At 66.7% G+C, this 23,651-nt stretch carries 18 protein-coding genes; 9 read left to right on the forward strand and 9 right to left on the reverse strand.

Features of this window, described 5'->3' with window-relative positions; genetic code table 11:
• Window positions 1-220: 220 nt before the first annotated feature.
• The 3 genes from LGR64_RS13435 to LGR64_RS13445 are packed head-to-tail and all read left to right on the forward strand — an operon-like array spanning window position 221 to window position 6,097.
• Window positions 221-1,447, forward strand: a complete 1,227-nt coding sequence (locus LGR64_RS13435) for an efflux RND transporter periplasmic adaptor subunit (RefSeq protein ID WP_141835871.1) — start codon at window positions 221-223, stop codon at window positions 1,445-1,447.
• On the forward strand, window positions 1,444-4,641 hold the full coding sequence (locus LGR64_RS13440) for an efflux RND transporter permease subunit (protein WP_141835867.1): 3,198 nt from the start codon (window positions 1,444-1,446) through the stop codon (window positions 4,639-4,641). Before LGR64_RS13435 ends, LGR64_RS13440 begins: the two co-directional genes overlap by 4 nt.
• Window positions 4,631-6,097: an efflux transporter outer membrane subunit gene (locus tag LGR64_RS13445; RefSeq protein WP_141835862.1), complete on the forward strand. Its 1,467-nt coding sequence runs from the start codon at window positions 4,631-4,633 to the stop codon at window positions 6,095-6,097. The genes LGR64_RS13440 and LGR64_RS13445 overlap by 11 nt, the downstream gene beginning before the upstream one ends.
• 18 nt (window positions 6,098-6,115) lie before the next feature.
• Here LGR64_RS13445 and LGR64_RS13450 read toward each other — a convergent pair whose 3' ends face one another.
• The 9 genes from LGR64_RS13450 to LGR64_RS13490 form a co-directional block, all read right to left on the reverse strand.
• Complete coding sequence (locus LGR64_RS13450) at window positions 6,116-6,811, reverse strand: ABC transporter ATP-binding protein (protein ID WP_012205150.1); 696 nt, start codon at window positions 6,809-6,811, stop codon at window positions 6,116-6,118.
• A gap of 175 nt (window positions 6,812-6,986) precedes the next feature.
• Window positions 6,987-7,814: an ABC transporter ATP-binding protein gene (locus tag LGR64_RS13455; RefSeq protein WP_051940671.1), complete on the reverse strand. Its 828-nt coding sequence runs from the start codon at window positions 7,812-7,814 to the stop codon at window positions 6,987-6,989.
• Between the two features lie 3 nt (window positions 7,815-7,817).
• Window positions 7,818-9,182, reverse strand: a complete 1,365-nt coding sequence (locus tag LGR64_RS13460; protein ID WP_013802771.1) for a branched-chain amino acid ABC transporter permease — start codon at window positions 9,180-9,182, stop codon at window positions 7,818-7,820.
• Between the two features lie 4 nt (window positions 9,183-9,186).
• On the reverse strand, window positions 9,187-10,140 hold the full coding sequence (locus tag LGR64_RS13465; protein WP_013802772.1) for a branched-chain amino acid ABC transporter permease: 954 nt from the start codon (window positions 10,138-10,140) through the stop codon (window positions 9,187-9,189).
• 52 nt (window positions 10,141-10,192) lie between these two features.
• Window positions 10,193-11,428 (reverse strand): branched-chain amino acid ABC transporter substrate-binding protein, encoded by a 1,236-nt coding sequence (locus tag LGR64_RS13470; protein ID WP_065346707.1) that lies wholly within the window; start codon window positions 11,426-11,428, stop codon window positions 10,193-10,195.
• A gap of 241 nt (window positions 11,429-11,669) precedes the next feature.
• Window positions 11,670-12,905 carry a branched-chain amino acid ABC transporter substrate-binding protein gene (locus LGR64_RS13475; RefSeq protein ID WP_013802774.1) on the reverse strand — a complete coding sequence of 412 codons (1,236 nt, stop codon included), beginning with the start codon at window positions 12,903-12,905 and terminating at the stop codon, window positions 11,670-11,672.
• 169 nt (window positions 12,906-13,074) lie between these two features.
• The gene (locus LGR64_RS13480) at window positions 13,075-14,712 is read right to left on the reverse strand and encodes a 3-(methylthio)propionyl-CoA ligase (RefSeq protein ID WP_043822739.1); all 1,638 of its coding nucleotides are present in this window, start codon (window positions 14,710-14,712) and stop codon (window positions 13,075-13,077) included.
• Window positions 14,713-14,824: 112 nt separating this feature from the next.
• Window positions 14,825-16,660 (reverse strand): CocE/NonD family hydrolase, encoded by a 1,836-nt coding sequence (locus tag LGR64_RS13485; RefSeq protein WP_099733913.1) that lies wholly within the window; start codon window positions 16,658-16,660, stop codon window positions 14,825-14,827.
• Window positions 16,661-16,726: 66 nt separating this feature from the next.
• Complete coding sequence (locus LGR64_RS13490) at window positions 16,727-18,439, reverse strand: carboxylesterase/lipase family protein (protein ID WP_013802777.1); 1,713 nt, start codon at window positions 18,437-18,439, stop codon at window positions 16,727-16,729.
• Window positions 18,440-18,629: 190 nt separating this feature from the next.
• Here LGR64_RS13490 and LGR64_RS13495 point away from each other — a divergent pair, with 190 nt between their 5' ends.
• The 6 genes from LGR64_RS13495 (at window position 18,630) to LGR64_RS13520 (ending at window position 23,535) form a co-directional block, all read left to right on the forward strand.
• A complete protein-coding gene (locus tag LGR64_RS13495; protein ID WP_141835854.1) occupies window positions 18,630-19,646 on the forward strand; it encodes an AraC family transcriptional regulator in 1,017 nt (338 codons plus the stop codon).
• A gap of 69 nt (window positions 19,647-19,715) precedes the next feature.
• Window positions 19,716-21,254: a protein adenylyltransferase SelO gene (locus LGR64_RS13500; RefSeq protein WP_141835852.1), complete on the forward strand. Its 1,539-nt coding sequence runs from the start codon at window positions 19,716-19,718 to the stop codon at window positions 21,252-21,254.
• Complete coding sequence (gene msrB / locus LGR64_RS13505) at window positions 21,251-21,664, forward strand: peptide-methionine (R)-S-oxide reductase MsrB (RefSeq protein WP_012205139.1); 414 nt, start codon at window positions 21,251-21,253, stop codon at window positions 21,662-21,664. Before LGR64_RS13500 ends, msrB begins: the two co-directional genes overlap by 4 nt.
• Before the next feature lie 126 nt (window positions 21,665-21,790).
• The gene (locus LGR64_RS13510; RefSeq protein WP_141835850.1) at window positions 21,791-22,390 is read left to right on the forward strand and encodes a septation protein A; all 600 of its coding nucleotides are present in this window, start codon (window positions 21,791-21,793) and stop codon (window positions 22,388-22,390) included.
• Window positions 22,387-22,668: a BolA family protein gene (locus tag LGR64_RS13515; RefSeq protein WP_013802780.1), complete on the forward strand. Its 282-nt coding sequence runs from the start codon at window positions 22,387-22,389 to the stop codon at window positions 22,666-22,668. The genes LGR64_RS13510 and LGR64_RS13515 overlap by 4 nt, the downstream gene beginning before the upstream one ends.
• An 81-nt stretch (window positions 22,669-22,749) precedes the next feature.
• Window positions 22,750-23,535 (forward strand): foldase protein PrsA, encoded by a 786-nt coding sequence (locus tag LGR64_RS13520; RefSeq protein ID WP_012205136.1) that lies wholly within the window; start codon window positions 22,750-22,752, stop codon window positions 23,533-23,535.
• Window positions 23,536-23,651 lie beyond the last annotated feature (116 nt).

The raw sequence follows: 23,651 nt of genomic DNA on the forward strand, positions 1-23,651 counted from the left end.
CTGTTTCAAAGTGCCGTGGCATGGCCCGCCCCGCAGGACCAGCCTCGCGGCGTGCACAGCTTGATCCTTCACACAACGTCAAGGTCAAGTGCCCTCGCGGCCCGGAGTTCTTTTGGCAAAGCTTGACCTTGCCGCCGTTGTAAGCCCCAGCCTTTGCGCATGTCGATGCAGCGACGCGCCGGATGGTCCGGGGCCCTGCAGCCGAGAAAGGGGCACTTCCATGCGTGAAAAAATCAGAATCGCCGCGCTTGCCGGCGCCATGGCGGGGGTACTGGGCATAGCCCTCGCCACCCGCGAGGCCTCGGGCGACCAGCCAAAGGCGGCCGCACCCGCCGGGCCGCAGGTGCCGGTGGCCGAAGTCATTACGCGCACGGTCACGCCATCGGCCGAGTTCACGGGCTTTCTCGCCGCGCCCAAGACGGTGGAGCTGCGCTCGCGCGTGGGCGGTGCGGTCGAGGCCGTGAGCGTTCCCGAGGGCAGTCTGGTGCGCAAGGGCCAGTTGCTGTTCCAGATCGACCCGCGCCCCTTCCATGTTGCGCTGGACAATGCGGCCGCACAGTTGCGCCAGGCCCAGGTGCTGGCCAGCCAGGCCCAGGCCGATGTCGAGCGCGCCGAACGGCTGGCGCCCACGGGCGCCGTCTCGCGCAAGACCCATGACGATGCCGTCTCCGCGCACAACGCCCGCCAGGCGCAGGTGCAGGCGGCCCAGGCCGCCGTGGCAGCGGCGCGGCTGGACCTGTCCTACGCGCGCATCACGGCGCCTATCTCGGGCCGCGTGGACCGGGTGCTGGTGACCGAGGGCAACCTGGTCGGCGGCAGCTCGGGAGGTTCGGCGGGCGCGGCCACGCTGCTGACCACCATCGTCTCGGTCGATCCCATGCACGCCTATTTCGACATCGACGAAGCCACCTATCTCACGGCCGTGCGCCAGGCCCGGCCCGAGGCGCGGGTCGGCAAGGCGGCGCCGCGCGTGGCGCTGGGGCTGGTCACGGACCAGGGCTTCCCCCATGAAGGCGTGCTCGACTTCGTGGGCAACAGGATGGACCGCGCCACCGGCACCATCCGCGCACGCGCCGTGGTGCCCAACCCCAAGGGTGTACTGGCCCCGGGCCTGTTCGCACGGGCCAGGCTGGCCACGAGTGCTGCGCGCGAGGCCATCCTGATCGATGACCAGGCCGTGGGCACCGACCAGGGCAAGAACTATGTGCTGGTCGTGGCAGAGGACAACCAGGCCCAGTACCGCCCGGTGCGGCTGGGGCCGCTGGTGGATGGCCTGCGCGTGATCGACGAGGGACTGAAAAGCGGCGAGAAAATCATCCTCAAGGGGCTGGTGCGTCCCGGCATGCAGGTCACGCCCCGCCCGACCCCCATGCAGCAGACAGCCTCCGCTGCCGCCTCACCCGCAGCGGCTGGCGCCGCCAATGACCGGGTGGAGGCACGCCAATGAACTTTCCCCGCTTTTTCATCGCGCGGCCGATCTTCGCCATCGTGCTGTCGCTGCTGATGCTGCTGGCCGGCGCCATCGCTTTCTGGCAATTGCCGCTGAGCGAGTATCCGGCCGTCACGCCGCCCACGGTGCAGGTCACGGCCAGCTACCCTGGCGCCAATCCCGAGGTCATCGCCGACACCGTGGCCGCGCCGCTGGAGCAGGTCATCAACGGCGTGGAGAACATGCTCTACATGAGCTCCCAGATGACCACCGACGGCCGGATGGCGATCAGCATCGCCTTCAAGCAGGGCACCGACCCGGACATGGCGCAGATCCAGGTGCAAAACCGGGTCTCGCGCGCCCTGCCCCGCCTGCCGCAGGAGGTGCAGCGCATCGGCGTGGTCACGCAAAAGACCTCGCCCGACGTGCTGATGGTGGTGCACCTGGTCTCGCCCGGCAAGCGCTACGACCCGCTGTACCTGTCCAACTTCGCCCTGCGCCAGGTGCGCGACGAACTGGCGCGCCTGCCCGGCATCGGCGATGTGCAGGTCTGGGGCGCGGGCGAATACTCCATGCGCGTGTGGCTGGATCCGGCCAAGGTGGCCACGCGCGGGCTCAGTGCCAGCGATGTGGTCGCCGCCATCCGTGAGCAGAACGTGCAGGTCGCGGCCGGCTCGGTGGGCCAGCAGCCCGACACCTCGTCGGCCTTCCAGGTGACGGTCAATACCATGGGCCGCCTTGCCAGCGAGGAACAGTTCGGCGACATCATCGTCCAATCCGGCGCCGACGGCCAGGTCACGCGCCTGCGCGACGTAGCCCGCATCTCGCTGGGCGCCGACGCCTACACCCTGCGCAGCCTGCTCGATGGCGAGCCGGCACTGGCCATGCAGATCATCCAGAGCCCCGGCGCCAATGCCATCGACGTCTCCAATGCCGTGCGCGCCAGGATGCAAGAGCTGCAAAAGGGCTTCCCGCAGGACATCGAGTACCGCATCGCCTACGACCCCACGGTCTTCGTGCGCGCCTCGCTGCAATCGGTGGCCGTCACGCTGCTGGAGGCCATCGTGCTGGTGGTCATCGTGGTGGTGCTGTTCCTGCAGACCTGGCGCGCCTCCATCATCCCGCTGGTGGCCGTACCGGTGTCACTGGTGGGCACCTTCGCGCTGATGCAGATCTTCGGCTTTTCGCTGAACACGCTGTCGCTGTTCGGGCTGGTGCTGTCCATCGGCATCGTGGTGGACGATGCCATCGTGGTGGTCGAGAACGTGGAACGCCACATCGCCCTGGGCGAATCGCCGCGCGACGCGGCGCGCAAGGCCATGGACGAGGTCACCGGCCCCATCCTGGCCATCACCTCGGTGCTGGCGGCGGTCTTCATCCCATCGGCCTTTCTGTCGGGCCTGCAGGGCGAGTTCTACCGCCAGTTCGCGCTGACCATCGCCATATCGACCATCCTGTCGGCCATCAACTCGCTGACACTATCGCCCGCGCTGTCGGCCATCCTGCTCAAGCCCCACCACGGCGGGGCAAGGCCCGACCGGCTCACGCGCGCCATGGACGCCGTGTTCGGCGGGTTCTTCCGCCTGTTCAACCGCTTCTTCGACGGCGCCTCCAATGCCTACGTGGGCACGGTACGCCGCGCAGTGCGCGGCAGCGCCATCGTGCTGCTGCTGTATGGCGGCTTCGTGGCCCTGGCCTGGCTGGGCTTCCAGCAGGTGCCCGGTGGCTTCGTTCCGGCCCAGGACAAGTACTTCCTGGTCGGCATCGCCCAGTTGCCCACCGGGGCCTCGCTGGACCGCACCGAGGCCGTGGTCAAGCAGATGTCCGAGATCGCGCTGGCCGAGCCCGGGGTGGAGAGCGTGGTGGCCTTCCCGGGCCTGTCCATCAACGGCTTCGTGAACGTGCCCAACTCGGCCGTCATGTTCGCCATGCTCAAGCCCTTTGCCGAGCGCAAGGACCCATCGCTGTCCGCCAATGCCATCGCGGGGAAACTGATGGGCCGGTTCAGCCAGATCCCCGACGGTTTCCTGGGCATGTTTCCGCCGCCGCCCGTGCCGGGCCTGGGCAGCATGGGCGGTTTCAAGATGCAGATCGAAGACCGCGCGGGCCTGGGCCTGGAGGCGCTGGTGCAGGCCCAGGGCGCCCTCATGGCCAAGGCCATGCAGACGCCCGAGCTGGCCAGCATGCTGGCCAGCGTCCAGACCAACGCGCCGCAGCTGCAGGTGGACGTCGACCGGACCAAGGCCAAGTCGCTGGGCATCTCGCTGACCGACGTGTTCGAGACGCTGCAGATCAACCTGGGCTCGCTGTACGTCAACGACTTCAACCGCTTCGGCCGCACCTACCGCGTCATGGCACAGGCCGACGCGCCGTTTCGCATGCAGGCCGAGGACATCGGCCGGCTCAAGCTGCGCAACGCGGCCGGGGACATGATCCCGTTGAGCGCCTTCGTGCGCATCACCCGCAGCTCGGGCCCGGACCGGGTGATCCACTACAACGGCTTTCCCTCGGCCGACATCAGCGGCGGGCCGGCGCCCGGCTACTCCTCGGGCCAGGCCACCGACGCCATGGAGCGGATTGCGCGCGAAACCCTGCCCGAAGGCATGACCTTCGAATGGACGGACTTGGTCTACCAGGAAAAGCAGGCCGGCAACTCGGCGCTGTACATCTTCCCGCTGGCCGTGCTGCTGGCCTTCCTGATCCTCGCGGCCCAGTACAACAGCTGGTCGCTGCCCTTCGCCGTGCTGCTGATCGCCCCCATGGCGCTGCTGTCGGCGATCGCCGGGGTGTGGCTGACCGGCGGCGACAACAACATCTTCACGCAGATCGGCTTTGTGGTGCTTGTGGGGCTGGCCGCCAAGAACGCCATCCTCATCGTGGAGTTCGCACGCGCCAAGGAAGACGAAGGGGCCGACCCGCTCGCCGCCGTGCTCGAAGCGGCGCGCCTGCGCCTGCGCCCGATCCTGATGACCTCGCTGGCCTTCATTGCGGGAGTCGTGCCCCTGGTGCTGGCCAGCGGCGCCGGTGCCGAGATGCGCCATGCCATGGGCGTGGCCGTGTTCGCCGGCATGCTGGGCGTGACGCTGTTCGGCCTGGTGCTCACGCCTGTGTTCTACGTGCTGGTGAGGCGCTGGACCACGCGCCGCCAGCGCCCTGCGGCCACGCCATCCACCTCACCCGCGCAGCAGATCGGAGTACGCCATGCGGACTGAACGTCCCCTGAAAAAACTGTCGCTGCTGGCCCTGGCCAGCCTGCTGGCCGGCTGCTCGCTGGCCCCCAGATATGAGCGCCCGCCAGCGCCCATCGACACCATCTACCCCAGCGGTCCCGCCTATGGCGATGCCGATGCGGCCCCGCAGGCCGTGGCCGACATCGGCTGGCGAGACTTCCTGCGCGACCCGCTGCTGCAGGAACTGGTGGCCCTGTCCCTGGCCAACAACCGCGACCTGCGCAAGGCCGCGCTGAACGTGGAGATGGCGCGGGCCCAGTACCGCATACAGCGCGCCGACCTGCTGCCGCGCATCGGCTTGGGCGCCGACGGTTCGGCACAGCGCCTGCCAGCCGACCTCAACCCCAGCGGCACAGCCGGCATCCGTCGCAATTTCCAGGTCGCGGGCGTCGTCTCGTGGGAGCTGGACCTGTGGGGCCGCATACGCAGCCTCGGCGAACAGGCGCTGGCCGCCTACCTGGCCCTGGACGAAACCCGCACGGCCGGGCAACTGAGCCTGGTCGCCGAAGTGGCCAACGCCTATCTGGCGCTGCGCGCAGACCAGGAACTGCTGGGCCTGACGCAGCAGACGCTGGAGGCCCAGCAGTGCTCCTTCGCACTGACGGCCCAGTTGGTGGAGGCTGGCAGCGCCAACCGCATCGACCTGCGGCGCGCCGAGATCGCCCTGCGCACGGCGCAGGCCAACCGGGCGCTGTACACGCGCCAGGCGGCACGGGACCGCAACGCCCTGGTGCTGCTGCTGGGCCAGCCGCTGACACCCGAGCTGTCACACCAGCTCGACAGGGCCCGCACGCTGCCAGACGACCTGGTGCCCGCCAATCTGCCCGCAGGCCTGCCCTCGGACCTGCTGATGCGCCGCCCCGACCTGCGCGCCGCCGAGCACCGGCTGCGCGCAGCCAACGCCAGCATCGGCGCCGCGCAGGCAGCGTTCTTCCCCACCATCGGGCTGACGGGCGTGGCCGGCACGGCCAGCGCCAGCCTGGGCGGCCTGTTCGACGCAGGCTCGGGCACCTGGAGCTTCATGCCGCGCATTGGCCTGCCCATCTTCCAGGGCGGCTCGCTGCGGGCCCAGCTAGACGTCGCTCGGGTGCGCCAGCGCGCCGAGGTCGCCAGCTACGAGAAGGCCATCCAGACCGCCTTCGCCGAAGTGGCCGATGGTCTGGCCGGCAAACGCACGCTGGACGAGCAGATGCAAGCGCAGCAACTGCTGCTGGACGCCAGCGAACAGGCCGAGGAACTGGCCGCCCAGCGCTTTGCCGAAGGCCTGGACGACAACCTCAGCCTGCTGGATGCGCAGCGCACGCGCTACGGATCGCAGCAGGCGCTGGTGCTGACGCGGCTGGCGCGCCTGGGCAACCTGATCGATCTGTACAAGTCATTGGGCGGCGGCTGGACGGAGCGTACGCAGGCAACGAGCGCCCTGGCCAGTGCACCCTGAGCAGAGAACAGTCAGGTATCAGACCTCCAGCCACTCCTTGCGCACCTTCTGATCGGCGCGCAGCCCGTCGGGCGTGCCGTCGAAGACGATGCGCCCATGGCCCATGACCAGGGCCCGGTCCGAGATGCTCATGGCAATGGTGAGCTTTTGCTCGATCAGCAGCACGGACACGCCGCGCTGCTTGATCTTTTGCAGGTACTCGCCCACCAGCTCGACGATCTTGGGAGCCAGGCCCTCGGTGGGCTCGTCGATGATGATCAGGTCGGGGTCGCCCATCAGCGTGCGGCACAGGGTCAGCATCTGCTGCTCGCCGCCCGACATCACGCCGGCCTCGGTGTGCTGGCGCTCCTTCAGGCGCGGGAACATGGCGTACATGTCGTCGAAGCCCCAGCGGCTGTCCCGGCCCTTGCCCTTCTGTCCCAGCAGCAGGTTCTGGTGCACGGTGAGGTTGGGAAACACATCGCGGCTCTCGGGCACGTAGCCCACGCCCAGGTGGGCGATCTCGTAGGCCTTGCGGCCGGTCAGGCTCTGGCCCTTCCAGTCCAGCGAGCCCTCCCAGTGCACCAGGCCCATGATGGCCTTGGCCGTGGTGGAGCGACCCGAGCCGTTGCGCCCCAGCAGCGCGACGATCTCGCCGGGCTGCACCGAGAAATCCACGCCATGCAGCACATGGCTTTTGCCGTAATAGGCATGCAGGTTGTTGATGTTCAGCATCTCAGATCCTGTCTGTTCTCTATCGCTTTGAGCGCTACCCGTAGCGCATGAAACTGCCGTGCCCCAAGCCAGGGACACCGAGCAAGGGCCGCCCCGCCGCGAGGGTGTCGTCCCCCTCCCTTGCGAAGCAAGTAGAGAGGGGGAAGGCGCGCAGCGACTCAGGGGGTGCTTCCATTCAATGTGCGCCAGCTTGTTGATCCGCCACAGACGAGCCCAGATAGGCCTCCTGCACGCGCGGATTGGCACGCACGGCCTCTGGCGTGTCGTAGGCGATGACTTCGCCGTAGACCACGACGGCGATCTTGTCGGCCAGGCCGAAGACCACGCCCATGTCGTGCTCCACGGTCAGCAGGGTCTTGCCTTCGGTGACCTTCTTGATCAGCTGGATGAAGTGGGCCGTTTCGCTGTTGCTCATGCCGGCCGTGGGTTCGTCCAGCAGGATGACGCCGGCGCCGCCGCCGATGGTGATGCCGATCTCCAGCGCACGCTGCTCGGCATAGGTCAGGTTCACCGCCAGCGTGTCGCGCTTTCTGTGCAGGCCGATCATCTCCATCAGCTCATCGGCGCGGGCATTGGCGTCGCGCAGCTTCGACAGGAAGCGCCAGCAGCTGTAGCGGTAGCCCAGGCTCCACAGCACGCTGCAGCGCAGGTTCTCGAACACGCTGAGCTTGGGAAAGATGTTGGTGATCTGAAAGCTGCGCGACAGCCCCATGCGGTTGATTTCATAGGGCTTCTTGCCGTCGATGCGCTGGCCGTTGAGCAGCACCTGGCCGCTGGTGGGCTCGAAGCGGCCACTGATCAGGTTGAACAGCGTGCTCTTGCCCGCGCCGTTGGGGCCGATGATGGCCACGCGCTCGCCCGGCTTCACGGCCAGCTGGGCGCCACGGATGATCTCGGCCTTGCCGAAGCGCTTGTACAGGTCGCGCAGCTCCAGCGCATAGGTGGCCTCGCCAGCCACGGCGGCGGCCGCGGTGCCCGGACGTTCGATTGCAATGCTGGACATGGTTCAACCCTCCCCGCGCTTGATGGCTTCTTCGATTTCTTCCTGGATGCGCTCCCAGCGGCGCAGGCACCAGCGCCTGGCCACTTCCAGCAGGCCCAGGCCCACCACGAAGATGGCAACGGCCACGGTCCAGGTCGATGCCGAGCTGGTATCGAGCTGCACGCCCATGAACGAGACCTGGGGACCCAGGGCCGCATTGAGCTGCAGGTGGTAGATCATCTCGACGATGGCCGCGCCGCCCACGATCATGACCAGGGCGCTGGCCGCGATGGCCAGGTAGGGCTGGGCCAGCCGGCGCCACTTGCCGAAGCGCGCCACGCGCAGGTTCATCATGATCAGGCTGGCAACGCCGCCCGGTGCGTACATCACCATCAGCAGGAACACCAGGCCCAGGTACAGCAGCCAGGCCTTGGTCAGCTCCGACAGCAGCACCGAGGCCAGCACCAGCAGCACGGCGCCGATGATGGGCCCGAAGAAGAAGGTGGCGCCGCCCAGGAAGGTGAACAGCAGGTACGAGCCCGAGCGCATCACGCTCACGCTGTCCATGGCCGTGATGATCTCGAAGTTGATGGCTGCAAGCCCCCCGCCCACGCCTGCGAAGAAGCCCGCGATGATGAAGGAGAAGTAGCGCACGCGCTGCGTGTTGTAGCCCACGAACTCCACGCGCTCGGGGTTGTCGCGCACGGCGTTGAGCATGCGCCCCAGCGGCGTGCCCGTGAAGGCGAACATGGCGGCCGTGCAGATGAAGCAGTAGGCGGCGATCAGGTAGTACACCTCCATGCCCGAGCCGAAGGTCAGCCCGAAGAAGGGCTTGCCATAGACGCGGTCGGTGGTGATGCCGCCCTCGCCCCCGAAGAACTCGGGGAACATCAGCGCCATGGACGCCACCAGCTCGCCGATGCCCATGGTGATCATGGCGAAGGTGGTGCCCGACTTCTTGGTGGTCACATAGCCCAGCAGGGCCGCGAAGAACATGCCGCCCAGGCCGCCGATGATGGGAATCAGCACCAGCGGAATGCCCCAGTCGCCGGAGCTGGCCCGGTTCATCGCATGGATGGCGATGAACGAGCCCAGCCCCGTGTAGACCGCATGGCCGAAGCTCAGCATGCCGCCCTGCCCCAGCAGGATGTTGTAGGACAGGCAGATGATGATGAGATAGCCGATCTGGCTGAGCATGGTCAGCGCCAGGCTGCTGGTGAACACCAGCGGCGCGACGATCAGCGCCAGGGCGAAGGCGCCCCAGATCAGGATGCGGCCGATGTTGAGCGGCTGGAAGCTGTAGTGGCGCCCTGCGCCCGCAGCCCCTGAAGCGCCCGGAACGCCTTTTGCGGCAGTGGATGTCATGGTCGTTTTGGTGATCGAGGACATGGTGTCAATCTCCCCGCGTGCCCAGGAGGCCCTTGGGCCGGAAGATGAGGATCAGCACCAGGAACAGGTAGGGCAGGATGGGCGCGACCTGGGAGATGGTGAGCTTGAGCAGCGGCCAGCCAAAGGTCTGCTCGCCGACCGGGCTGCCCAGCGAGGTCAGCAGGCTGGCCAGCGACCAGTCGATGGCCACGGCAAAGGTCTGCACGACGCCGATCAGCAGCGAGGCCACGAAGGCCCCCGCCAGCGAGCCCATGCCGCCGACCACCACCACCACGAAGATGATGGAGCCGACCGACATGGCCATGGCCGGCTCGGTCACATAGGTGTTGCCGCCGATGACGCCGGCCAGCCCCGCCAGCGCGCAGCCGCCGCCGAACACCATCATGAACACGCGCGGCACGTTGTGGCCCAGGGCCTCCACCATCTCGGGGTTCTTGAGCGCAGCCTGGATGACCAGGCCGATGCGCGTGCGCGTCAGCAGCAGCCAGACGGCCACCAGCATCAGCAGCGCCAGCAGCATCACGAAGGAGCGCGAGCGCGGGAACTGCGTGCCGTACAGCGTGAACAGCGGGCCCTGCAGCGCGGGCGGCAGGCCGTAGGGCACGGTGCCCCGGCCCCAGACCAGCTGCACCACCTCGAGGATGAGATAGGACAGGCCGAAGGTCACGAGCAGTTCGGGCACATGGCCGTACTTGTGCACGCGGCGCAGGCTGTAGCGCTCGAACATGGCGCCCAGCGCGCCCACCAGCAGGGGCGCGACGAACAGCGCGCCCCAGAAGCCGATGATGCCGCTGAGCGTGTAGCCGAAGTACGCGCCCAGCATGTAGAAGCTGGTGTGGGCGAAGTTGAGCACGCCCATCATGCTGAAGATCAGCGTCAGCCCCGAGCTGAGCATGAACAGCAGCAGTCCATAGCTCACGCCGTTGAGCAGCGATATGGTGAAGAACTCAAGCGTCATCGAAAGGCCTTGGTCTCGGTGCGTTGGGGACAGGGAGCGGTGCGGGCCGCTCTCAGGACGGGCGCTTCATCTGGCAGGAGGTGGGCGTGCTGGCCACGTAGGGCTCGTAGTACTTCACCGGGGCGAAGGTGTAGCCCGTGTTCTCGGCGTCATACGGGTTCTTGCCGCCGGCCTTTTCCCAGCGCGTGATGTACAGGCCCTGCTGCAGCTGGTGGTCGCTCTTGCGCATCTCCACTTCGCCATTGAAGCTCTTGAGCTTCATGCCCTCCAGCGCGGCCGCCACCTTCACGGGGTCGGTGCCGCCGGTCTTGACGAAGGCCGCGTCCAGCAGCGCGAACACGTGGTAGATCGAGCTTTGCGTGAGGTCGTCGTTCATCTTCTTCTTGAACTCGGCCATCAGCGGCTGGATGGGGCCGCCCATGTTGTAGTGGCCATAGCCCACGGTGTAGACCTTGCCGTCGGAGGCCGCGCCCATGGCCGTGGGCGAGCCCGAGCCGAAGGCGTAGTAGGTATAGAACTTGACGTTGTTCAGGCCCGCGTCGTTGGCCGCCTTGAGCAGCAGCGACAGGTCAGAGCCCCAGTTGCCCGTGATCACCGTGTCGGCGCCCGATTGCTTGATCTTGGCGATGTAGGGAGCGAAGTCGCGCACCTGGGCCAGGGGCGCGAAGTCGTCGCCCACCACCTGCACGTCGGGCCGCTTGGCCTTGAGCATTTCCTTGGCGTACTTGGAGACCTGCTGGCCGTGCGAGTAGTTCTGGTTGATCAGGTAGACCTTCTTGACCTCGGGCACGTCCTTCATATAGGTCGTCAGCGCTTCCATCTTCATGGAGGTGTCCGCATCCAGGCGGAAGTGCCAGTAGCTGCACTTGCTGTTGGTCAGGTCCGGGTCCACCGCCGCATAGTTGAGGTAGACGACTTCCTTGCCCTTGTTGCGTGCGTTGTGCTTTTCCAGCGCATCCATGATGGCCAGGGCTGGGCCCGAGCCGTTGCCCTGCACCACGTAGCGTGCGCCCTGGTCCATGGCCGAACGCAGCACGGCCGTGGTCTCCTGCGGGCTGAGCTTGTTGTCCAGCGGGATGATCTCGAACTTCACGCCCGAGGCATTTTTCCTGTTGAACTCCTCGGCCATCAGCTGGAAGGTCTTGAGCTGGTTCGTGCCCACGGCGGCCATCAGACCCGACAGCGGATCGATCCAGCCGATCTTCACGGTCTCGCCCTTTTGCGCCCAGGCGCCCGATGCACAGGCCAGCATGGCCGAGGCGGCCACCGAATGCACGATCCACTTCATTTTTCTGTCTCCTTTTTCCGGTTGATTCGGATATCTGTATTGGCGCCAGACTAACGCCTGAATGACAATTTCCCTCTGGGGAATGCCTTAGAAACTATCGCGCATGCGACTTGGCTGCGGCCCTGGGCACATTGGCGACAGATCGCCATCGATCAGGCCAGAAAACCGTGTTTTGCCTGATTTCGGGCAAAAAAAGGGGCGCCTCGCGCCCCTTTGCGAAGTTCAATGGCCAGTTATGCCGTCATGAGGGTCGCTTCATCTCACAGGATGTCGGCGTGCTGGCCACATAGGGCTCGTAGTACTTCACGGGGACGAAGGTGTAGCCGGTGTTCTCCGAGTCCATCGGGTACTTGCCGCCGGCCTTTTCCCAGCGCGCGATGAACAGGCCCTGCTGCAGCTGGTGGTCGCTCTTGCGCATCTCCACTTCGCCGTTGAGGCTGTTGAACTTCATGCCTTCCATGGTGGCCGCCACCTTGGCCGGGTCCGTGGTCTTGGCGCGCAGGAAGGCCTGGTCCAGCATGGTCAGGCCCGAGTACAGCGAGCCCGTGTACATGTCGTCGTTGAATTTGGCCTTGTAGCCCTTGGTGATGCGGTCCAGCGGGCCGGGCAGGTTCATGTGGCCGTAGCCCACCATGTAGACCTTGTCGGCGGCGGCCGCACCCATGGCCGTGGGCGCGCCGGTGGCGATGGCGTAGTAGGTGTAGAACTTGACGTTGTTCAGGCCTGCATCGCTGGCGGCCTTGATCAGCAGCGCCAGGTCCGAGCCCCAGTTGCCCGTGATCACCGAGTCGGCACCCGACTGCTTGATCTTGGCGATGTAGGGAGCGAAGTCGCGCACCTGGGCCAGCGGCGAGAAGTCGTCGCCCACGATCTCCACATCGGGGCGCTTGCGCTTGAGCATCTCCTTGGCGTATTTGGAGACCTGCTGGCCGTGCGAGTAGTTCTGGTTGATCAGGTAGACCTTCTTGACCTCGGGCACGTCCTTCATGTAGGTCGTCAGCGCTTCCATCTTCATGGAGGTGTCGGCATCCAGGCGGAAGTGCCAGTAGCTGCACTTGCTGTTGGTCAGGTCCGGGTCCACGGCCGCGTAGTTGAGGTAGACGACTTCCTTGCCCTTGTTGCGCGCGTTGTGCTTTTCCAGCGCATCCATGATGGCCAGGGCCGGGCCCGAGCCGTTACCCTGGAAGACGTAGCGCACGCCCTGGTCCATGGCCGAGCGCAGGGCTGCCGTGGTTTCCTGGGGGCTGAGCTTGTTGTCGATGCCGATGATTTCGAACTTCACGCCCGAGGCCGTGCCCTTGTTGAGCTCCTCGGCGATGTACTGCAGGCTCTTGAGCTGGTTGGACCCCAGCGCGGCCATGAGGCCGGACAGCGGGTCGATCCACGCAACCTTCACCGTCTCGCCCTTCTGGGCCATGGCGCCCGTGGCGCAAGCCAGGGCCAGGGATGCCGTCAATGCCTTGATCGCAAACTTCATGAAGCGTCTCCTCTTGTGGTGGTTTCTGGGCGAGGCCCAGGGTAATGGCCCCTGTGCCCTGCCCTGATCGGTGATTGCCCCTAGCGGCTATCGCCGACGAGACTCGGACCGGCCGCCCCGGCCAGGACATGCCCCCGCATGCCCTGGCCCGGTGGCCGCCCGCAACGGCTCAAAGCCCCGGCAGCCGGTAGCCGGCCAGCTGCTCGCGCAGCCGGGTCTTGAGCATTTTTCCGGTGGCGCCCAGCGGAATGGCATCGACGAAGACCACGTCGTCGGGGATCTGCCACTTGGCGGTCTTGCCCTCGTAGAACTTGAGCAGTTCCTCGCGCGTGACCTCGGCGCCGGGCTTCTTCGCCACGGCGACGATGGGGCGCTCGTCCCACTTGGGATGCGGCATGCCGATGCAGGCGGCCATGGCCACGGCCGGATGGGCCATGGCGATGTTCTCGATGTCGATGGAGCTGATCCACTCGCCGCCGGACTTGATCACGTCCTTGCTGCGGTCGGTGATCTGCATGAAGCCGTCCGGGTCGATGGTGGCCACGTCGCCCGTGGGGAACCAGCCGCGGCCCTGCGCGTCCTTGACCAGCGGGCTCTCGCCCTTGAAGTAGCTGTCCACGATCCAGGGGCCGCGCACCAGCAGGTCGCCGTAGCTCTTGCCGTCCCAGGGCTGGTCGGTGCCGTCGCTGTCGACGATGCGCATGTCCACGCCGTAGATGGCACGGCCCTGCTTTTGCAGGATCTTCATCTGCTCGTCCTTGGGCAGCTGCAGCTGCTTGTTCTTGAGCGTGCACAGCGTGCCCAGCGGGCTCATCTCAGTCATGCCCCAGGCATGCAGCACCTCCACGCCGAACTCGTCCTGGAAGGCCGTGATCATGGCCGGCGGGCAGGCGGAGCCGCCGATCACCGTGCGCTTGAGCGTGGAAAACCGCAGGCCGCCCGGCCTGATGTGGCCCAGCAGCATCTGCCAGACCGTGGGCACGCCGGCCGCGTAGGTGACGCCTTCGGCCTCGATCAGCTCGTACAGCGACTTGCCGTCCAGCGCCGGGCCGGGGAACACCAGCTTGCAGCCCGTGAGCGCGGCCGAGTAGGGAATGCCCCAGGCGTTGACGTGGAACATGGGCACGACGGGCAGCACCGAGTCGCGCGCCGATATGCACATCACATCGGGCAGCGCGGCCGCGTAGGCGTGCAGCGTGGTGGAGCGGTGGCTGTACAGCACGGCCTTCGGGTTGCCCGTGGTGCCGCTGGTGTAGCACATGCTGGAGGCCGTGTTCTCGTCGAATTCGGGCCACTGGTACTGGTCGGGCTGGCCGCCAATCCAGTCCTCGTAGCTGACCAGGCCCGGAATGCCGCTGTCGGCGGGCAGGCGGTCCGCATCGCACAGCGCCACCCACTGGCGCACCGTGGGGCACTTGGCATGCACGGCCTGGATGATGGGCAGGAAGGTCAGGTCAAAGCACATGACGCGGTCTTCCGCGTGGTTGATGATCCACGCCACCTGGTCGGGGTGCAGGCGCGGGTTGACCGTGTGCAGCACGCGGCCCGAGCCGCTGACGCCGAAGTACATCTCCATGTGGCGGTAGCCGTTCCAGGCCAGCGAGGCCACGCGGTCGCCGGGCTGCAGGCCCAGGCCGTCCAGCGTGTTCGCCAGCTGGCGCGAACGCCGTGCCAGGTCGCGGTACGTATAGCGATGGATATCGCCCTCCACCCTGCGCGAGACGATCTCCGCATCGCCATGGTGGCGGTCGGCGAAGTCGATCAGCGACGAGATCAACAGTGGTTGGCTTTGCATCAGACCCAGCATCTATAGGCTCCTAAGGTGATTGAACTTCGTGAACGTCGTGAACTGCGGACTGCGGATTCGCGCAAGGCCAAGGCCCTGGTGCGCGATGCCGCTGCCCGCATGGAGGGTGGGCTCAGGCCGGCGCCCTGGGTCCGATCCCGGCAGGGACAGGCGCATCGTTTTTCCGGCATGGTTGACGCATTGTCTTGTCGCAACTCGGCAGCGTCTTCGCATGCTCGTATGGGATATACCCTAGGACGATGCTCGACGCATGCGCCGCGTCATGCCACAGCGTGTTCGTGGACGGCGTCTTGTCGTTGCCGAAGATCCAGTATCCGGTCTGCGATGGCGAATCCACTGTCACGCGAATGCTTGAACCGGCGCGGAACACATGCGCGAATTTCTGGATCTCCACCCGCATCAACTGGGGCTGGCCGGCAACCAGTGGCACATCCTTGTCCCGTGTGTAGGCCCCCCAGGGACGCAGCGCCGTGGATCGGCTCTCATCGAGCGCACGCTTGGAGGCACGCAGCCAGCCGCGCTGCACGAACATTTCCTGCCCGTCCGGCCGCACCTCGGACACGGTGACCTGGATGTCGGTATTGGCGGCCGTGGCGCTGAGCCACAGGTCGGCCGAGCCCTCGCCATAGAAGCTCAGGTCCTGCGGCAGGGCCGCCGTGGTGAAGACCAGTTGGCCATCCTTTTCCGACGCGGGCACGGCGGGCCAGCCTTCGGCCGCCGGGTTGTTCACCTGCGGGCTCAGGGCCGGATAGCGGTAGCTGGACGAAGCCGTGCCTGAGGCGGGGGCGCTGTCGCCCAGCGCCTGGCCCGGCTGCATCCACAGGCGCAGGGGCTTGACCTGGACAGGCAGCCGGTCAAACCGTGCCTCGCCCGTGGGCATGAGCTTGGCGCCGCCATTGAGGGCCTTGGCGTCCGTGGTCTGCATCTCCTGCAGCAGGCGCACGCGCGGCTCCTTGTCGAAGCCGTTGTCCTCGCCCTTGACGAAGCGCGCCAGGAAGCGCTTCAAGGTCTGGTCGATATGGTCCGAGGTGATGTTCGTGTGGTGGTCGCCGTTGGAGCTGACCAGCCACATCCTGTCGGGCGCAATGGTGTCCTCGTAGTAGCCCGAGCGCGGGCCGATCTGCTCGTCCTGCCAGGACTGCGTGCCCAGCGTGGGGATATTGATCTTGCCGCTTTGCAGCATGGCGCTGCGCTCCAGGTACAGGCCATCGGCATAGGGGTTGTCCAGCCACTTGATCAGGTCCAGCTCGGGCCGCTTGATCTTCTCGATGTTGTCGGCCACGGTCTTGGCGCATTCCGTGTCGCCACCGTTCTTCACCGCCAGGTCGGCGGCGGTGCGCCAGATGCGCGGGAAGCCGTTCCACCACTGCGCCGGAAAGCCAATGTTGGCAATGCCGCCCGGATAGCCCACGTCCCGGTAGGGATCGCCCACATTCTTGCTGGGCGTGATCGCCAGCAGCCCCTTGGGCCGGTGCGCAGCCACCCACAGCTGGTTGTAGCCCGAGTACGAGTAGCCGATCATGCCGATGCGGCCATTGGACCAGGCCTGCCGCCCGGCCCACTCGATGGCAAAGGCCCCAGCCGCACCTACGCTGGCGTCAAACACCTTGTCATCCCCCGTGGAGCAGCCCGTGCCCGGCACGTTCAGCCCCATGACCGCATAGCCTTCCTTGGTCCAGGGACTGCTGATGTTGGGGTACGAGCCCGAGATATAGCCGTCGTACTCGACCAGCAGCGGGAACGGGCCCTGCCCCTCGGGCAGCAGCAGCGAGTAGCGCATCTTGCTGCCGTCCGGCAGGGTGATGTAGCCCGATTGCTGTCCCGGCCCCATGGGCGCGGGCATGCCCGACGATCCCCCTCCGCAGGCGGCCAGGCCCACGGCGGCGGCCGCAATGGCTCCCGCCAGCGGCCAGCGCCAGGCATGTGTGAAAACGGTCTTGACTGTCATGGGTACTTGTCTCCTTCGTTGTTGTTGGCTATCTCTTGGGGCTTGCCGCAGCAAGCCCCTGCTCTCTCACTGCAGCCGGATGCTGGTCGCGCCCGGCTCGGCGTCGAAGATCAGGCTGGACGGCCAGGGCTTCCATGTCTGGCCCAGGGCCGCGTTCTGCGGATTGCCCGTCTGCATGAAGGCCTTGAGGCTGGCCATCATGGCGTTCGACAGCGCCAGCCGGCCCGGGGCATTGGCCGTGCTGTTGGTCACGCGGGAGAACACGGACGGCCCGAAGTTGCCGAAGAGAAACGGCAGATCGAAGGCATGGGCCGCGCCGTAGACCGTGTTCCAGGGCGCGGGCTGGCGCGCCCAGTCGAAGCGGTAGCTCCAGACCTCGGCCTGCCGGGTGCGCAGCGTATTGAGCAACTGGTCGCGGCTGGGATCGGCGAACAGATGGGTCAATTGCGCCATGCGGGCGTTGTAGCCGGTGACCGGCGTATCGACGGGCAGGTAGGCGGCATCGATGATGTCGGCCAGGCCCGGCGCGTTGGGCGACTGCGCATCGAAGGACTGCATCATGCGAAAGCGCGCCGCATCATCGATCCTGAAGCCCGGCTTGCCGCCCAGCGCAGCCAGCAGGGGCGCGAACAGCTTGCCCTCCTCGGCCGTGTAGCCGGCCATCACGGGCATGCGGTTGTATTGGCCCGCAGCCAGCGCGGCCATGGGATCGGTGGGCAGCAGCAGGCCGTCGGGAATCGGTCCCGCGCCCGTCAGGCCCTTGGCCACCAGGGTCTGCAGCAGCACGCGCGCATCCTTGCCGCGCAGGTAGGCCGCAATCTGCGCCGGTGTCCAGCCGGCAGCCACCGTGGCCGCAGCCGCCACATCGGCAGCCAGCCCATCGGCCACCATCAGATGGGCCAGCAGCAGCGCGGACTGGGTGGCGTAGGCCGAAGCCGGCTTGAGCGTGGCCAGCACGCCGGCCGGCAGGTTGGATGGAAGCGACAGCCCGCCGCTGATGGGCACCAGCCTGTGGAACAGGCCGCGCGCCGACTCGGCCGCCAGCAGCGCCAGCACATTGGTGGCACCCGCCGACTGGCCCATGAGCGTGACATTGCCCGGATCGCCGCCAAAGCCCGCGATATTGCGCTGCACAAAGCGCAGCGCCTGCAGGTTGTCCAGTAGCGCGAAGTTGCCCGTGGCCGGCGCGCCGGCCTGCATCTGCGGCATGTGCATGTAGCCCAGGATGTCCAGCCGGTAGTTGGCCGTCACCACCACGGCATTGGCGGCGCGTGCCAGGGCCGCGCCGTCATACAGCGGATCGGCCGTATAGCCCGAGATGGCGCTGCCGCCGTGGATGAACACCAGCACCGGCAGCTTCTCGGCACCGCTGGCCGGGCGCCAGATGTTGAGCGTCAGGCAGTCCTCGCTGCCCACGGGCTGGCCCAGGGTGGAGGCAATGGTGTCGTCGAAGCGGTTGTTGGCTCCCGGGCCGTACATGCGCCCGATCTGCAGGCAGGCATTGCCGAACTGGCGCGCCTCGCGCACGCCCTCCCAGGCCTTGGGCTCGGCCGGCGGCTGCCAGCGCAGCGCGCCCACGGGCGCCTGGGCAAAGGGCACGCCCTTCCAGTAATAGGTGCCCGTGGCGGCGCCATCGTCCACACCGCGCAAGGGGCCGTAGGCCGTCTCGCGCAGTTCGGGACCTCCGCCGCCCGAGCCGCCGCAGGCCGCGAGCCACAAAGCCATTGAAGCCACGGCCAGGCGTATGCCGCCAGCCATCCACCGCTGTCCTGTGCGCATGCTTGTCTCCTGAATGGTTTTTGGGGTTTCCCGTATGGGCCGCGCCGGGCCCATGGGTCACACTGCGCAGTCGTTCGCCGCGCTGCAAAAATTCTAGGAACAGCGCGGCAAAACGCCGCTATCGCAACCACGCCAAAACAGTGACTTCAGAACGCAAACAGCGCCCCGAATGGCCCAGGAAAACCCGGTCATGACAACGCAGCGCAGCAGCTCCGCCGCCTGGGTGCGTGGCATCCTGGACATGATGGCCACCGAAGGGCTGGCCCCGCAAAGCCTGTGCGCCGCAGCCGATATCGACCTTGCCGCACTGCAGCATTCGCAGACCCGTACCGATGTGGACCGCGTGAGCCGGCTCTGGGAGCTGGCCGTGGCCCAGTCCGCCAATCCCACGCTGGGGCTGGACCGGCAACTGGCCGCGCGCCACGGCAACATCGATCTGGTCGGCTACTCGCTGGCTTCGGGCCCGCACCTGCTGGCCGGCTTCCGCGACCTGGAACGCCACATGGCCGTGATCTCGGACGCAACGTCCTTCACGCTGGAGCGCGATGCGCGCGGCTACTGGTTGTCCATACATCACATCGGCGCCACAAGGCCCGTGCCGCGCCAGCGCGTGGAGTTCGCCGTGCTCACGCTGCTGGTGCTGTGCAACTGGCTGACGCGGCGCGATGTCCGGCCGCTGGCCGTGGAATTCATGGCCGAGGCGCCCGCCCCCTCGCACGAGGCCGCCTACCGCGCAGCCTTCGGCCTGCTGCCGCGCTTCGGCGAGGACGCGAACCGCTTCCTGCTGTCCGAGGCCGACCTGCTCGCCCCCATTCCCACACACAACCCCGAACTGCTGGCACTGCACGAAAAGCTGGTCGAAACCGAACTCGACCACCTGGGCCAGGCCGGCGTGGGCGCGCGCGTGCGCCACGAGATTGCGCGCCTGCTGCCCCAGGGCGAGCCGCGCCGCGAAGACGTGGCCAGCCTGCTGAGCCTGACCGACCGCACCTTGCAGCGCCGCCTGCAGGCCGAAGACACCAGCTACCAGCAACTGCTGGACGAAACCCGGCGCGAGCTGGCCCTGCAGTACCTGGGCGAGCCGCGCCGCAGCCTGGCCGAGGTGGCCGACCTGCTGGGCTTTGTGGACCAGAGCAACCTCTTTCGCGCCTGCCGCCGCTGGTTCGGCATGCCGCCGGGCCAGTACCGGCAGCAACTGCGTGCGTGAATGAATGGGGTGAATGCGCGCATGAACCTTGCGCCCCACGGGGCATAGGCGCTGGGGGACAATTCCCGCATGAACCTGCATGCTGCCGCCGAAGGCCAGGCTCCGGCGACCTCCCCACGCCCTCCCATCTCCTGGCAAGACGGCTTTGCCGCCCTGGGCCCGGACTTCTTTACCCATCTGCGCCCCACGCCGCTGCCCGAGCCGCACTGGATTGCCACCAGCACCGGCACCGCCGAGCTGCTGGGCCTGGACCCACAATGGCTGGCCTCCGATGAGGCCCTGCAGGCGCTCACCGGCAATGCCGTGCTGCCCGGCAGCCATCCGCTGGCCAGCGTCTACAGCGGCCACCAGTTCGGCGTCTGGGCCGGCCAGCTTGGCGACGGCCGTGCCATCTTGCTGGGCGAGACCGCCTCGGGCCACGAGATTCAGCTCAAGGGAGCGGGCCGCACGCCCTACTCGCGCATGGGCGACGGGCGCGCCGTGCTGCGCTCGTCCATCCGCGAGTTCCTGTGCAGCGAAGCCATGCACGCCCTGGGCATTCCCACCACGCGCGCGCTGAGCCTCACCGGATCGCCCGCCCCCATTCGCCGCGAAGAGATCGAGACCGCCGCCGTGGTGGCGCGCGTGGCGCCCAGCTTCATACGCTTCGGCCATTTCGAGCACTTTGCGGCGCGCGACCAGATAGCGCCTTTGCGCCAGCTGGCCGACTACGTGATCGACCGCTATTACCCCGAATGCCGCACGGCCGAGGCCCTGGCCGGCAACGCCTACGCCAACTTCCTGCAGGCAGTGAGCGAGCGCACGGCGCGGCTGCTGGCGCACTGGCAGGCCGTGGGCTTTTGCCATGGCGTGATGAACACCGACAACATGAGCATCCTGGGACTGACCATCGACTACGGGCCCTTCCAGTTCCTCGATGCCTTCAACCCCGGCCACATCTGCAACCACAGCGACACCCAGGGCCGCTACGCCTTCAACCGCCAGCCCCAGGTGGCCTACTGGAACCTGTACTGCCTGGGCCAGGCCCTGCTGCCGCTGATCGGCGAAGAGGAACTGACCATTGCGGCGCTGGAGTCATACAAACAGGTGTTTCCGCAGGCCTATGGCACCCTCATGCTGCGCAAGCTGGGCCTGCCCGAAGATGCGCCAGGCACGCCGCCCGCCGAGGGGCGCTTTGCCGCCCTGGTGAACCCGCTGCTGCAGCTCATGGCCAACAACGCGGTGGACTACACCATCTTCTTCAGCCGCCTGACCGATGCGGTGGCTGCCAGTGCCGGTGCCGGCACGGACCTCGACCTCGAGCCCGTGCGCGACCTGGTGCTGGACCGCGAGGCCTTCGACCGCTGGGCGGCCCTGTACGCACGGCACCTGGCAGGCACGGATGCCGCGGCGGCCGCCGCTTTGATGCAAGAATCGAATCCGCGCTTCGTGCTGCGCAACCACCTGGGCGAGATGGCCATCCGCGCCGCAAAGGCCGGTGACTTCGCTCCCGTGCGCCAATTGCTGGCCGTGCTGCAGACTCCGTTCGACCCCCACGCCGAGCATGCCGAATGGGCAGGCTTCCCGCCCGACTGGGCTTCCTCCATCGAGATCAGCTGTTCATCATGAGCTTTCCCATCCACAAGACCGAGCAGGAATGGCAGGCCGAGCTGCAGGCCAAGGGCGCCGAACCTGCCGCCTTCCAGGTGACACGCCATGCAGCCACCGAGCGCCCGTTCACCGGCCGCTATGAACAGTTCTGGGCCGATGGCAGCTACCACTGCATCTGCTGCGGCAGCAAGCTGTTCGACTCCGACACCAAGTTCGACGCCGGCTGCGGCTGGCCCAGCTTCGACCGCGCCATCCCCGGCGCCATCACCGAAATCGTGGACCGCAGCCACGGCATGGTGCGCACCGAAACCGTCTGCAGCCAGTGCGGCGCCCACCTGGGGCATGTATTCCCCGATGGCCCGTCCGACACAGGGCTGCGCTACTGCATGAATTCCGCATCGCTGGAATTCGAGCCGCCCAAGGCCTAGGCTCCAGGCCCGCAAAAACCCCAGGCCACGCGGCCCTGCACCGATGCCGGGCCGCGCCGGCTGCGCCACAATGCGCCTGCCAAGCTCAGGCCCCATGCCTGACTCCAAGCCCATCGAAACCTTCCAATGAAGTTACTGATCGACTTTTTCCCCATCATCCTGTTCTTCGTCGCCTTCAAGGTCTGGGGCATCTACACGGCAACGGCCGTGGCCATCGTCGCCACCATTGCCCAGATCGCCTATCTGCGCGTGCGCCACGGCAAGGTCGAGCCCATGCAATGGGTGAGCCTGGGCGTGATCGTGCTGTTCGGCGGCGCCACCTTGCTGGCCCACAACGACACCTTCATCAAGTGGAAGCCCACCGTGCTGTACTGGCTCATGGGCAGCGCCCTGTTGATAGGCCAGCTGGTGTTCCGCAAGAACCTGCTGCGCTCGGTCATGGGCGCGCAGCTGCAACTGCCCGACAACGCATGGCGCACGCTGAACTGGAGCTGGGCGGCGTTCTTCGCGGTCATGGGCGCGCTCAACCTGGTCATCGCCTACCGCTTCGACACCGACACCTGGGTCAACTTCAAGCTGTTCGGCGGCATGGGGCTGATGCTGGTCTTCGTGATCGGCCAGGCCATCTACATGAGCCGCTTCATGCAGGAAGACAAGGGCGAGGCAGCAGCCGCCACGCCCGACGCCCTGCCCCCGTCTGGCGTGCAGCAGGACAAGCATCCATGAGCGCGCCCGCCCATCCGCTGCCCATCACCGCCGAAGCCATGCAGGCCGTGCTGCGCGAGCGCCTCGCCCCCGATCACCTGGAAGTGATCGACGAGAGCCACCAGCACGCCGGCCATGTGGGCGCCAACGGCACCGGCTTCGGCACGCATTTCCGCGTGCGCATTGCGTCACCTTTGTTTCAAGGCAAGCCACGCGTGGCACGCCATCGCCTTGTGTATGATGCGCTGCAAGAATTCATTGACCAGGGCGCACACGCCATCGCCATCGAGGTTCTTTGAACTTTTACAGGCTCCGACGATTCGGAGCCTGTTGCGTATCCGCGCTATAGAATCAATTTTTCCTTCATATCTGGAATTCGCATGAAAAAACAGCTTCTGACCAGCCTGGTGACTGCCGCCGTGCTGAGCACCGCGGCCCTGTCCGCCTCGGCCCAGAACATCGCCGTCGTCAACGGCAAGGCTGTGCCCAAGGCACGCGCCGAAGCGCTCAAGCAACAGATCGAGCAAAGCGGCCGCCCCGTGACGCCCGAGCTGGAAGGGCAGATCAAGGAAGAAGTCATCGCCCGCGAGATCTTCATGCAGGAAGCCAACAAGCGCAGCCTGGCCAACAGCGAAGCCTACAAGCAGCAGATGGAACTGGCCCGCCAGACCATCCTGATCCGCGCGCTGTTCGAGGACTTCCAGAAGAAGAACCCCGTGACCGACGCCGAAGCCAAGGCCGAGTACGACAAGGCCGTCGCTGCCAACAGCGGCAAGGAATACAAGGCCAGCCACATCCTGGTCGAGTCGGAAGACCGCGCCAAGGCCATCATTGCCGAGATCAAGGCCGGCAAGAAGTTTGAAGACATCGCCAAGAAGGAGTCCAAGGACCCCGGATCCGGCGCCCGTGGCGGTGACCTCGACTGGGCCAACCCCGGCAACTACGTGCCCGAGTTCTCCGAAGCCCTGATCAAGCTCGAAAAGGGTGGCATGACCCAGGAGCCGGTCAAGACCCAGTTCGGCTACCACATCATCCGCCTGGACGACGCACGTCAGGCTGAACTGCCCAAGTTCGAGGAAGTCAAGCCCCAGATCGTGCAGCAGCTGCAACAGCAAAAGCTGGCGCAATTCCAGGAATCGCTGCGCGAAAAGGCCAAGATCCAGTAAGATGCGTACGAGTCGGCGGTTTTTGCCGCCGGCCTGACCATCACCAGCCCGCCTTGTGCGGGCTCTTTTTTTGTCCGACGCCCCTATCAAAAACAAAAGCTGCCCTCTGGGGGCAG

Source organism: Delftia sp. Lp-1 (assembly GCF_020523835.1).
Taxonomy (GTDB): domain Bacteria; phylum Pseudomonadota; class Gammaproteobacteria; order Burkholderiales; family Burkholderiaceae_C; genus Comamonas; species Comamonas acidovorans.